The organism is Halosimplex amylolyticum, from assembly GCF_051414035.1.
In the GTDB taxonomy this organism is placed as follows: domain Archaea; phylum Halobacteriota; class Halobacteria; order Halobacteriales; family Haloarculaceae; genus Halosimplex; species Halosimplex amylolyticum.
On sequence record NZ_JBLKNW010000006.1, the window covers coordinates 221,034 to 233,144 of the forward strand.

Below are 12,111 nucleotides of genomic sequence, written 5' to 3' on the forward strand. Positions count from 1 at the left end.
GTGAACTCGGTGATCCTGTGGCGTGCCGAGCGAACGTCTCGACTCGATAGCGCCGACCGACCGCCACCGCAGAAACCTTCATTAAAATACGATATGAATACCTCGACGTGGAGTCAGTACGATGAACGTACCACTGCGCACGACGGATTTCCTCGACCGGGGCGCGGATCTGTACGACGACGTGACGGCGGTGGTCACCGACGACGGGCGGGAGTTCACCTATGACGAGTTCGCCGACAGGGTGGATCAGGTCTCGAACGCGCTGCTGGACGCCGGCCTCGAACAGGGCGACAGGGTCGCGCTCGTCGCCGGGAACACCCACTACTTCCTGGAGACGGAGTTCGCGACCCAGCAACTCGGGATGGTGTTCGTCCCGATCAACTACCGGTTGACGCCCGACGATTACGAGTACATCCTGAACGATTGCGACGCCGAACTCGTCGTCGCCGACCACGAGTTCGCCGACAAGATCGAAGCTGTCCGAGACGACGTGGCCGCGAGCCGGTTCGTCGGCTACGAGGCGAACCGGATCGACGGCGACTGGGAGGACTACAGCACGTGGATCAGCGACTATCCGACCGAGCGGCCGGAGCGACCGGACATCGCCGAGGACGACGACGCGACGATCAACTACACGTCGGGCACGACCGGTGACCCGAAGGGCGTAGTCCGGACCCACCGGACCGAGCACTACCACGCGCTGCTTTTGACCCACCACATGGACCTGTCGGACGACGACACCTACCTGTGGACGCTACCGATGTTCCACTGCAACGGGTGGGGCTACACGTACGCCCTGACCGGCGTCGGCGCGACCCACGTCTGCCAGCGGGGGTTCGACCCCGGTCGGACCTTCGACCGGGTGGTCGACCGCGACGTGTCCCATCTGTGTGGCGCGCCGACGGTGCTGAACAGGCTCATCGGGTACTACGACGAGCACGAACCGGCGACGACCGGCGAGAGCGACGTGCGCCTGACGACGGCCGGGAGCGCGCCGCCGAAGGCGACGCTGCGGACCGTCGAAGAGAAGTTCGGCTGGGGGATGATCCAGCTCTACGGGCTGACGGAGACGGCGCCGCTCATCACGACAAGCAACTCCGCGCGGCGGCTCGCCGAGACCGACGACCGGTTCGGTCTCAAACAGAAGCAGGGATTCGAAGTCCTCTCGACGCGGATCCGCGTCGTCGACGACGACGGCCAGGACGTGCCCGCGGACGGGACGACGCAGGGCGAAGTCGTCGTCAGGGGCAACCAGGTGATGGACCGGTATCTCAACAAGCCCGAACAGACGGAGGAGGCGTTCAGCGGCCGGGTCGACGGGTGGTTCCACACGGGCGACATCGCGAGCGTCGACGAGAACGGGATGATCCAGATACAGGACCGCAAGAAGGACATCATCATCACCGGCGGCGAGAACGTCTCCTCGATCGAGGTCGAGGACGTCCTCTACGACCATCCGGACGTCCAGAAGGCGGCGGTGGTCGCGGCGCCGGACGACGAGTGGGGCGAGCGCGTCCACGGCGTCGTGGTCGAACAGGACGACGCCGACCTCTCCGAAGACGAGGTGATCGACTTCGCCGCCGAGCGACTCGCGAGCTACAAGAAACCGCGGAGCATCGACTTCCTCGACGACCTGCCCGAGACGGCCACCGGCAAGGTCCAGAAGTACGAGCTCCGCGAGCGCTACTGGGAAGGCGAGGAGACCCGCGTCGGGCAGGGGTAATCGAACCCGGTAGATAGAACGGCCCAGCGCGGCTCCCAGTCGGGGGTGGGCCACGACCGGAGGCGTTCCCCGGCCGAGCCTTTATCAGCTATCGCGGGACCACTCCGTCGCGATGGAACCCGTCGGCGTCCGCGTCGTCTTCGCTCCCGACGAGACGTTACTGTTCTGCGGCTTTCTCGCCGGTGGAGTGGCGCTCGGGACCGTCAGCGGGCTGACGCCGGGGATCCACGCCAACACGTTCGCGCTCCTGCTCGCCGGCGTCGCGCCGTCGGTCCCGGGACCGGTCCGGTTCGTCGGCGCGGCGATGCTGGCCGCCGGGACCGTTCACACATTTCTCGACGTCGTCCCCGCGCTCGCGCTGGGGGTGCCCGACCCCGCGATGGCGAGTTCCGCGCTACCGGGTCACCGACTGGTCCTCGCCGGCCGGGGCCGGGAAGCGTTGCGACTCTCGGCTCTGGGAAGCGCGGGCGCGGTCGTGATCGCGGCGCCGCTGGCGATCCCGATGACTCGCGCGATGACCGCCGTCTATCCGACGCTCCGGGCGCATCTGCCGCTCTTGCTCGGCGGGGTGGTGGTCGTGCTCGTCGCGACGGAGTCGACCAACGTCGGGCGCTTGGGCGCCGCGCTGTCGGTGGGTGCCAGCGGTACGCTCGGACTAGTGGCGCTGGACCTGCCCGCTGGCGGTCTCGTGGACTCGGGCGGGATGCTCGCGCCGATCTTTACTGGTCTGTTCGGCGCGCCGGTCCTGCTGGACGCGCTGACCGGCGAGGGCGTCCCCGAGCAGGAGGGGGCGAACGTGAGCACGTCTCGGCGGGCGATCGCGGGCTTCGCGCTGATCGGGACGGTATCGGGCGCCGTCGTCGGGTACGTGCCCGGGGTGTCGAGCGCCATCGCGGCGACGGTCGCCCTGCTGGCCGTCTCCGGCGACGGCCCGCGGGCGTTCGTGGTGACGACGAGCGGCGTGAACACGGCGAACACGATATTTGCCCTGCTGGCGCTGGTCGCGCTCGGAACCCCACGAACCGGCGTGATGGTCGCCGTCGACGAGGCCGGCGTGCCGCTGGACCTCCCGCTCATGCTCGGGAGCGTGTTGGCGGCCGCGGCCGCCGGCTTCGTCCTCGTGGTCACCCTCGGCGACGGGTATCTCCGGCGGGTCGGCCAGGCCGATTACACGAAGCTGTCCGTCGGCGTGTTGTGTCTCGTTCTGGTCGTTATTCTCACGTTGACCGGGCCGCTCGGTGTCGGGGTGTTCGGTCTGTCCACGCTCGTCGGACTGGTCCCCGTCAAGTTCGGCGCTCGTCGGGCGTCGCTGATGGGTGTGTTGCTGGTTCCGCTGATGATCGGGGTATAGTCGTCGGAATCACCGGTCTGCCGAAATCTGCCCGTTCGGAGTCGGTCTGACCGCTCGCGACAGCACACGATGAAAGGCCCTGACCCGCTCGCTAGCAGTCGGTCTGACCGCAGATGACCGCAAGCGCTGAAAGCCCTCGGCCCGCTCGCGGCCGCTGGCCAGGATATCCTCGCTCGCTGCGCTCGCTCGGATAGTGCCCGGCCAGCGCCTATACTCCGTCGCGAGCGCGCCTCGCCCTTTCAATCCACCAGGACGGCAACCACAGACAGCCACACGCCTCCCCAACCGATTGCGATGCTCACTCCGTTGCGCTTCTCATCCCTCGCACGGTTACCGTCGCGAGATGAAACTCGCGACAGCGCGCGCCACGGTGGAAAAATCAGTGTCAGCGACTCAGACGCCGTCGAGGAAGTTCCGGATGACGTCGTGGCCGACGGCGGTGAGCACGGACTCGGGGTGGAACTGCACGGCCTCGATGGGGTGCTCGCGGTGGCGGATCCCCATGACGAGTTCGACCGTCTCTCCGCCTTCGGTCTCCGCCTCGGTCGTCGCGGTCACCTCGAAGCAGTCGGGCACCTCAGTGGCGACGAGCGAGTGGTAGCGGCCGCCCTGGAAGCCCTGGTCGAGGCCGGCGAAGACGCCCTCGCCGTCGTGGTCGACGGGGAAGGCCTTGCCGTGGATCGGTTCGGGCGCGCGCCCGACCTCGCCGCCGTAGGCGTACACGGCGGCTTCGAGACCGAGACAGACGCCCAGCGTCGGCACCTCGGGGCTGACCTCGGTGAGGACGTCGGTCGTCACGCCCACGTCGCGGTCGTTCTCCGGGTGGCCCGGGCCCGGGCTGACGACGATAGCGTCCGGGTCGGCGGCGCGCACGTCGTCGAGCGAGGCCGTGTTGCGGACGACCTCTGTGTCGGCGTGCTCGCTGACGTACTCGACGAGGTTGTAGGTGAACGAGTCGAAGTTGTCGACGAAGAGCACGTCGGCCCGCTCGGTCCGCTCGTGCTGGCCGGCGCTCATCGGGACACCTCCTCGGCTTCGACGGCGCCACTGCTCCCGTCCACTGCTTCGTCCGCGGCGTCGCCGACCTCGATGGCTTCGAGCGCGTCGAGCACGCCACCCATCTTCTTCTCGGTCTCCTCGTACTCGCTAGTCGGGTCGCTGTCGGCGACGATGCCCGCGCCGGCCTGGACGGTGACGCGGTCGCTGGCGCCCGATGGGACCGAGTCGGTGTCGAAGTCCGCACCGTAGTCGCCGTCGAGGTCCTCCACCGTCGCGGTCCGGATGACGATGCAGAGTTCGGCGTCGCCGGTCCACGTGAAGTAGCCGACGCCGCCGCCGTAGGGGCCCCGCGGCGACAGTTCGAGGTCGTCGATGATCTCCATGGCGCGGATCTTCGGCGCGCCCGAGAGCGTGCCGGCCGGGAACGACGCGCGAGTCGCGTCGAACGCGTCCGAGTCCGCGGCGAGCGTGCCCGTCACGGTCGACTCGATGTGCTGGACGTGGCTGTACTTCAGGACGCTCATGAACTCCTCGACGCGGACGCTCCCGGGCTCGGAGACCCGACGGACGTCGTTGCGCGCGAGGTCGACGAGCATCGTGTGTTCCGCTCGCTCCTTCCCGTCGGCGAGCATCTCGCCGGCGAGACGGCGGTCCTCGACGGGGCTGGTTCCCCGCGAGCAGGTGCCCGCGATGGGGTTCGAGAGCACCTGGTCGCCGCGGACGGCGACGAGCGTCTCCGGGCTCGCGCCGACGATGCTCAGCCCGTCGTAGTCGAGGACGTACATGTACGGCGAAGGGTTGACCGACCGGAGCGATTCGTAGAGGCCCAGCGGATCCACGTCGCCGTAGAGCTCCCGCGTGCGCGAGATGACGCCCTGGTAGATGTCGCCGGCGAGGACGTGCTCTTTGGCTCTCTCGACGGCCTGTTCGTACTCGTCTTTCGGGCCCGCGTCCTCGTGTTCGCGGACGAACCCGCCGGTCTCCAGGTCGCCGGCGGCCCCGAGGAGGTCTGCGACGCGTTCGACCTCGTCCTGCAGTTCTTCGTAGCGAGCCGCGGCGTCGTCGCCGGGTTCGAGGATCGGCGTGAGGACGAGCGACACCGTCCCCTCGACCTCGTCGAAGACGAGCGTGCTCGTGGTGAGGACGAACTGGGCGTCGGGGAACCGCGAGTCTGGGTGGTCCAAGCCCACCTCGTCGAGCCAGAGGTCGTAGACGGCGTCGTACGAGAGGAAGCCGACGAGGCCGCCCTCGAAGTGCTCGCGGTCCATGTCGGGGAACCCGCGGCGTTCCACGTCGGGCATCGACCCACGGACGCGGTCGAGCACGTCGCCGCCGTTCACGTCGAAGCACGTCTCGTAGCGGTCGTCGAACACGTCGACGGTCGCGTCGTCGGCGTCGACGGTCACGACGCCCTTCGGGTCGTAGCCGACGAACGAGTAGCGCGCGTGGCGGTCGTCCGTCGTCGCCGAAAACGCGCCGTCCGGGTCGCTGGAGGCGACTTTCTCCGCGCTCTCCAGCAGGAACGTGTAGTCGGCGCCCTCGACGTCGGTCGTCCGGCCCGACAGCGCCGCGTAGGCGTCCAGCGGTTCGACTTCGGTGTCGAGTTCGGCCGCTGCGCGGACGACGACCGGTTCGTCGGCGTCGGCGAGTTCGACGAACTCCTCCTTCGAGTGATCGAGCGACGGTCCGCTCATGCGGTCGTCACCTCTCGGGTCGCGTTCGCGACGAACGCCTCGACCGCGTCGCGGTCCTTCTCGCCGCCGACGCGGTCACCGGCCTCGTCGACGCGCTCGACGCCAGTCGCCACGTCGACGCCGAACGGTCGGACAGTTTCAACGGCTTCGGCGACGTTGTCGGGCGCGAGCCCGCCGGCGAGTATCACCGGGACGTCGAGGTCGGCGACGATCTCGCGAGTACGCTCCCAGTCGTGGGTCTCGCCGGTGCCGCCGCCGCCCTCTGCGTCGACCGAGTCGACGAGCAGGGCGTCGGCCTCGCCGGCGTACGCGCCGACGTCCTCGGCCTCGGCGTCGACGGCCGCGACGACGTCCTGACTCACTCGTCGACCGAGCGCGCCGAGTTCGCTGGGCGAGAGCCCGCCGTGGACCTGTACGGCGTCGGGTTTGAGCGCCTCGGCGAGGGTGACCGCGTCGTCGACGCCGTCGGGCATCGTGACCAGTACGCCGGTGACCAGCGGCGGGACGCCGTCGAACAGATCCGCGGCGGTCTCCTCGTCGACCTCCCGGGGCGTGTCCACGGGCACGTCGCAGATGACGCCCACCGCGTCGGCCCCGGCGGCGACGACCGCGTCGCGGTCGGTCGCGCTGGTGACACCGCAGATCTTGACGCGCGTGCTCGACCGCGGTCCGGGGATCGAGTCGCTCACGTCGCTCATCGGCCCCCGTCGGTGGCGACGCGGGCGCTCACTTCGCGCAGGTCGTCCAGTTTCGCGGCGGCGTCGCCGGAGTCGATGGCGTCGGCGGCTGCCGCGACGCCCGCTTCGAGCGAGTCGGCCTTCCCAGCCACGTACGCCGCCGCGCCGGCGTTGGCGAGGATGATGTCACGCTTCGCACCGGTGACCGTCCCCTCGACGATGCCCCGCAGGTCGGCCGCGTTCTCTTCGGGCGTGCCGCCCGCGACGGCGTCGATGTCGTGGGTCTCCAGCCCGAGGTCCTCGGGCGTGATCGTGTACTCGGTGACCTCGCTCCCCTCGACCTCGGCGACGGTCGTCTCGTCGTGGACGGTGATCTCGTCCATGCCGGAGCCGTGAACGATCAGCGCGTGGTCGACGGGCATCTCCGCGACGGCCCGGCCGACCAGCCCGACGAGGTCGGGGTCGAAGACGCCCATGACCTGCGCGTCGGCGCCCGCGGGGTTGGTCAGCGGGCCGAGCACGTTGAAGATGGTCCGCATCCCGAGTTCGCGGCGCGGGCCGATGACGGCCTTCATCGCCGGGTGGAACGCCGGCGCGTGCATGTAGCCGATGCCGGCCTCTTCGATTGTCGCCTCGACGGCCTCGGGCTCGGTGTCCATGTCGAGTCCGATCTCTTCGAGGACGTCCGAACTCCCCGACGAGGAGGAGACGGAGTAGTTGCCGTGCTTGGCGATGGGCACGCCGGCGCCGGCGGCGACGATGGCGCTCGTCGTCGAGACGTTGATCGTGCTGTAGTCGTCACCGCCCGTGCCGCAGGTGTCGACCAGCGGCGCGCGGTCGGGGTCGATCGTCCGCGCGGCCTCGCGCATCCCCTGCGCGAAGCCGGCGATCTCGGCCTCCGTCTCGCCCTTCGCGCGCAGCGCCGTCAGCAGCGCGCCGATCTGTGCCTCCGTGGCCCCGTCGAAGACGGCCGTCGCCGCCTCCCGGGCCGCTTCCAGCGTCAGGTCCTCCCCGTCCGTGACGGATTCGATGTATGATTCCATGTGTGTCACCGATGGACTGTTCCGTAGTACGATGAACAAATAAGTACATTCACTTAAGGGTGTCGGGAACGGGCGCGTGACGGCAGGCCCGGGGCGGGACGGCGCGGTCGTCCCGGTCCGCGTTGCCGGCACGGGGGGCTTTAACTGCCGCTGCCGAGGACTAACGCCCATGGATCACAGAGACGCCGTTCGCGAGCGACTCGACGCACTGCTCGCCGACCGCGACCTCGAGGCGGTCTGGTTCGCGCGACCGAACTCCTTCACCTGGGCGACCGGTGGGAACAACGTCGTCGCGCGCGAGGCCGACCTCGGCGTCGCCGCCGCCGGCTACGACGGCGAGGAGTTCACCGTCGTCACGGACAACATCGAGGCCCCGCGGCTGGCCGACGAGGAACTGCCCGACGACGTCACCGTCGCGCAGGCCGACTGGTTCGAGGCCGACCTCGACGAGGCGGTCGCCGACGTGAGCCCGACGCCCGCCGCGGCCGACTTCGACGTGCCCGGGTTCGAGGACGTCGACCCGACGCCGCTCCGCCAGCCGATGACCGAGCAGGATATCGACAACTACCGGTCGCTCGGCGAAGAGGCGGCCGAGGTCCTCGAAGCCGTCGTCCGCGAGGCCAGCAGCGACGACGAGGAACGCGAGGTCGGCGGTCGGCTGCGCGACCGGCTGTTCGCCCGCGGCATCGAGTCGCCGGTCGTCCTCGTCGGGAGCGGCGAGCGCTGCCAGCAGTACCGCCACTACACGACCGGCGACGCCGAACTCGGCGAGTACGCGCTCGCTTCCATCACTGCCGTCCGCGACGGCCTCCACGCGAGCGTCACACGGTGTATCGCCTTCGACGCGCCGGCGTGGCTCGACGACCGCACCGAGGCCGCCATGCGCGTCGAGGCCAGTGCGCTCGCGGCAACCCAGCGTGTCGGGCGGGACGGTGGGACGGCCAGCGACGTCTTCGCCGCGATCCAGGACGCCTACGCCGAGGAAGGCTACGAGGGTGAGTGGCGCAACCACCACCAGGGCGGCGCCGCGGGCTACGCCGGCCGCGAGTGGTTCGCGACGCCCGACGCCGACGACCCCGTGCACCTGCCGATGGCGTACGCCTGGAACCCGACCGTCCAGGGGGCCAAGAGCGAGGACACGCATCTGGTCACCGAGGGCGGGATCGAGTTGCTGACCGGGACCGGCGACTGGCCGACGGAGACGGTCGAGCCCGTCGGCGACGGCCCCGCGATCGAGCGCCACGCCGTCCTGCACCGCTGACCGGCGCGGGCCGGACCGGACAGTCGACGCTTCTCGCTCCCGTTCGTCGCATCTCTCCCGTAGCCACTGCTCTCGACGGTCGCGTCGTCGAAAAACAGACCCACGTTCGAACGCTCAGTCGTCGTCGGCGACAGCCGCAGCGTCCGCCCCAGCCGAGGCCGTCACTCGGTATGCCGGTTTGCGAACGATCTCCGTCCGGTGACAGCGAGCGCAGACGTACTCCGTCAGCTTCGTCGTCTCGTCGTTGCGGCTCATGCGCTCGCCGCAGTTCGAACACTGGGGCATTATATTCCTATTATGGTGGGGCACACTATAAATAGTTACGTTCCCGGTTCTCGACTTCGAGGGACATGGCAGTAGCGGGTCGCTGTATCGGAGAAATCGGGATTTGGGGCGTCGTCAGCTGGTGCCGCTGGAGACCGGCGTCTGGTCGTCGGTGCTGTCGAGGCGGCGAAGTCGGGCCTCGACCGCGTCGCAGTGGTCTTGCACGTCGTCGTGCGTCTCGGGGACCAGTTCGCGGGCGACGGAGACGGTGTCGACCAGCGCGTCGTAGGCGTCGCGGTAGTGGGACTCGGCCCGTGCGTGACGGCCCGCATCGCGGTCCTCGTCGCCGCGGCGGACGCACTCGGACGCGTAGCGGCGCCGCGTCTCGACGAGTTCCCGGGCGACCGCGTCGACGGCGCGGCGGATCGCCTCGGGGTCGCCCTGGAATCGCCGGGCCGAGCGCCCCCAGTCGAGCTCCAGCGCGGTCCGGTAGCGGTCGAGCGCGAAGGCCAGTTCGTCTCCGCGTTCGACCAGGTCGTCCGTCTCCCGCGCGCGTTCGTGTGCGTCTTCGGCGCGTTCGACCGGCGCTCGCTCCAGCGCCGCGACGTTGCGCTCGACCCTGTCGAGTTTCGTCCGGAGGCGCTCGGCGACGTCGGCGTCGCCGGCGTTCGCCGCGAGCGCCTCCTCGTAGTCGTCGTGGGCGGCGCCGTAGGCGTCGTGGGCCTGCGCGTACTCGCCCTCGCGCCAGTGCGATTCGGCCAGATCGATGGAGTGAGCCGCCCGTCCTTCGAGCGTCCGGAGTCGTGCGCCCTCGATCCGTTCCTCGACGCGTTCGATACGCCTGGCCACCGCCGCGACGCCGTCCTCGGAGAGTTCACGTTCGCTCCGGCGGGCGGCGTCCGTCTCGCCCATCGCGTCGCGGACGGCGGCCATCGCCTCGTCGTACATGCGCGATTCGGTGAGCCGGTCGGCTTCCACGACGGCGTCGCGGGCGTCGTCCAGGTGCTCCTCGACGGCGATCCAGCGGAGCGACGCGGCGTCGAGGTACTCGACCATCGGCGTCAGGTCCCCCCGGCACGGGAAGTACCACTGCTCGTCCGCCGCCGTCGTGACGACGAACTCGCTCGCGAGGACGCCGTCGCTGTGTTCGACGACTTCCACGTCGGTCAGCGGCACGCTGACCGACCAGTCGCCGTCGTCCGTATCACCGACGACAATCAGCAGCCTCGCGTCCGTCGCGAGCGCGAACGCGCGGTAGCCGTCACCGGGCGCGATGCGCTCGGTCTCCCCCGACCCGACCGCACTCCGGCCGACACCCTTCTTGGCGTTCGATCGGAGAATGACCGGCTCTTCCCCCGAACCGAGGTACGCCGCGAGCGGGTCGGTCCGCAGGTACCCGTCCGAAAGTATCCCCCCACGCCCCGTCCCCTCGAGCGCCGAGCGATCGACGCCCCCTGGATTATACGAGTTGATAATCGGGGCCATACTGATCCGTATGCCACCGGGGGTAATGAGTGACTAGGTTCGTCCAACGCGTCAACTCCGGAGCTGCCGTGCGACGGCGGTGCCAGAGCCGGAGGGTGTCAGCGACCAGACGGCCGGCAGACGGGCGTCTGACGGTGATTTACAAGCCAAGTCACGAAACGAGGCGACGGATGGCTCGATTCACGATAGACATGCCTGCCGATCTGGTGGGCGAGGCGAGCGGGCACAGCGACCGACCGGACGGGGCTGACCGACGACACGACGGGGCGGAGACGCACGAACGAAGCGACCTCGACGCCGCGACGCACGGGTTCGTATCGTGGGTCGAGTGCTGGGCCAGGGCGTGAGCAGCGGCCGGCTCAGAGCGAGTCGACCAGACGGCCGGCGATGCGCTGGGCGCCGAGCGACGGCGAGATGTCGGGCCGCCCAGCGGCGACGGCCTCGACCTCCCGGTCGAGTTCGTCGCTGACGCGGCGCTCGAACTCCTCGACGATACCCGGGATGCAGGCCATGCCGCCCGTGAGGACGATGCGGTTGTCGAGCGCGAGCTGGTAGACCTTCATGTAGTCGTTGGCGAGTTCCGGCAGGAAGGTGTTGCAGAACTCCTCGACCGCGTCGTCCAGGTACTCGTTGCAGGCGTCCATGACGCTGCGCTCGATGGTGAACTCGTGGGAGCCGCCGCCGGGCTGCTGGATGATGTCGGTGAACGACTCGAAGTCGTCGAAGTCTGCGTGTTCTTCCTTGTACTCCCGCGCGGTCTGCGTGTCGATGTTGACCCGACCCTGGGTCTCCTCCTCGACGTAGTTGGCGATCATCCGGTCGACCTCGTTGCCGGTGACCGCACCGGTCGTGAACGGTGCGAGCTGTTCGCCCCGGCGATAGCCGGACGCTTCGAGGTTCGTCGACCCCATGTTGACCGCGACGAATATCTCCTCGATGGCCTCCAGGTCGTCGCCGCGAGCCGGGATGGCACCGCAGAGCGACTCGGGATAGCTCTCGACCAGCGCCTGCCCGATCGACGACTCCTCGATCACTTCTTCGAGGTTCGCCAGCCCCTCGGGGTTGTCGATGGTCGGGATGGCGTAGACGACGCCGCTGTTCTCGGGGACGTCGTTGGCGTCGATCACTTCCTCGAAGAACGTCTTCGTCAGCTCGGCCCGGTCCTCGTCTTCGGGGAGCCCCGAGCGGAGCATGAACTGGACTTCGTCGGGATACTCGCGGGCGGCCTCCTCGCCGTAGAGGACCCGTTCCTCGCCCGTCAGTGCGTCCTCGTAGGTCGCCAGACAGGTCAGCGTCCGGATAGTCTGTATCTCGCCGTCGTCGTCGGGGTAGGCCAGGACCGTTCGGGTGCTACCGAGCTTCACGCCGATCGGAACCGGCTCGTCGTCGCTCATGTCCCGGGATTTAGCGTCTCCCCGGATAAATGTACCCCGTGCATTATCGTTTCTGCGAACGTCCGAACTTCCGGAAATTACGCCGATCGGGCCCGGAAATTAGCCGACACGGCGCCCGTCAGAAGTATCCCGTTCGCCGCCGGCGGAGGCACCGATCGGTTCCGGCATCGTTAAGGGAACTCGTTAGTAGGATTCTAACAACAGAGTTGTCGTGATGAGA

The 12,111-nt window shown here is 68.9% G+C and carries 11 protein-coding genes; 4 read left to right on the forward strand and 7 right to left on the reverse strand.

The features are described 5' to 3' along the window. Nucleotides 1–121 precede the first annotated feature (121 nt). Nucleotides 122–1,723, forward strand: a complete 1,602-nt coding sequence (locus tag ACMGFE_RS20860) for a long-chain-fatty-acid--CoA ligase (RefSeq protein ID WP_436927217.1) — start codon at nt 122–124, stop codon at nt 1,721–1,723. A gap of 112 nt (nt 1,724–1,835) precedes the next feature. Beyond that, nucleotides 1,836–3,074, forward strand: coding sequence for a tripartite tricarboxylate transporter permease (locus ACMGFE_RS20865; protein ID WP_436927218.1), 1,239 nt, complete (start codon nt 1,836–1,838; stop codon nt 3,072–3,074). Nucleotides 3,075–3,467: 393 nt separating this feature from the next. Here the strand turns inward: ACMGFE_RS20865 and trpG are convergent, their stop codons facing one another. The 4 genes from trpG to trpD are packed head-to-tail and all read right to left on the reverse strand — an operon-like array spanning nt 3,468 to nt 7,487. Then, on the reverse strand, nt 3,468–4,091 hold the full coding sequence (gene trpG, locus ACMGFE_RS20870) for an anthranilate synthase component II (RefSeq protein WP_436927219.1): 624 nt from the start codon (nt 4,089–4,091) through the stop codon (nt 3,468–3,470). Beyond that, entirely contained in the window at nt 4,088–5,767 is a 1,680-nt protein-coding gene (trpE, locus tag ACMGFE_RS20875; RefSeq protein ID WP_436927220.1) for an anthranilate synthase component I, read from the reverse strand. Before trpE ends, trpG begins: the two co-directional genes overlap by 4 nt. Next, entirely contained in the window at nt 5,764–6,465 is a 702-nt protein-coding gene (locus ACMGFE_RS20880; protein ID WP_436927221.1) for a phosphoribosylanthranilate isomerase, read from the reverse strand. Before ACMGFE_RS20880 ends, trpE begins: the two co-directional genes overlap by 4 nt. After that, complete coding sequence (trpD, locus tag ACMGFE_RS20885; RefSeq protein WP_436927222.1) at nt 6,462–7,487, reverse strand: anthranilate phosphoribosyltransferase; 1,026 nt, start codon at nt 7,485–7,487, stop codon at nt 6,462–6,464. The genes ACMGFE_RS20880 and trpD overlap by 4 nt, the downstream gene beginning before the upstream one ends. Nucleotides 7,488–7,656: 169 nt before the next feature. Here trpD and ACMGFE_RS20890 point away from each other — a divergent pair, with 169 nt between their 5' ends. Further along, nucleotides 7,657–8,748 (forward strand): M24 family metallopeptidase, encoded by a 1,092-nt coding sequence (locus ACMGFE_RS20890; protein WP_436927223.1) that lies wholly within the window; start codon nt 7,657–7,659, stop codon nt 8,746–8,748. 114 nt (nt 8,749–8,862) lie between these two features. Here the strand turns inward: ACMGFE_RS20890 and ACMGFE_RS20895 are convergent, their stop codons facing one another. Together ACMGFE_RS20895 and ACMGFE_RS20900 are read right to left on the reverse strand one after the other, a co-directional pair. Then, the gene (locus ACMGFE_RS20895; protein ID WP_436927224.1) at nt 8,863–9,033 is read right to left on the reverse strand and encodes a hypothetical protein; all 171 of its coding nucleotides are present in this window, start codon (nt 9,031–9,033) and stop codon (nt 8,863–8,865) included. A 114-nt stretch (nt 9,034–9,147) separates the two neighbouring features. Then, the gene (locus ACMGFE_RS20900) at nt 9,148–10,497 is read right to left on the reverse strand and encodes a hypothetical protein (protein WP_436927225.1); all 1,350 of its coding nucleotides are present in this window, start codon (nt 10,495–10,497) and stop codon (nt 9,148–9,150) included. A gap of 170 nt (nt 10,498–10,667) precedes the next feature. On the opposite strand from ACMGFE_RS20900, the gene ACMGFE_RS20905 reads away from it, so the two are divergent. Continuing rightward, on the forward strand, nt 10,668–10,844 hold the full coding sequence (locus tag ACMGFE_RS20905) for a hypothetical protein (RefSeq protein ID WP_436927226.1): 177 nt from the start codon (nt 10,668–10,670) through the stop codon (nt 10,842–10,844). Nucleotides 10,845–10,856: 12 nt separating this feature from the next. Here the strand turns inward: ACMGFE_RS20905 and ACMGFE_RS20910 are convergent, their stop codons facing one another. After that, entirely contained in the window at nt 10,857–11,891 is a 1,035-nt protein-coding gene (locus ACMGFE_RS20910; protein WP_436927227.1) for an actin-like salactin, read from the reverse strand. Nucleotides 11,892–12,111: the final 220 nt, after the last annotated feature.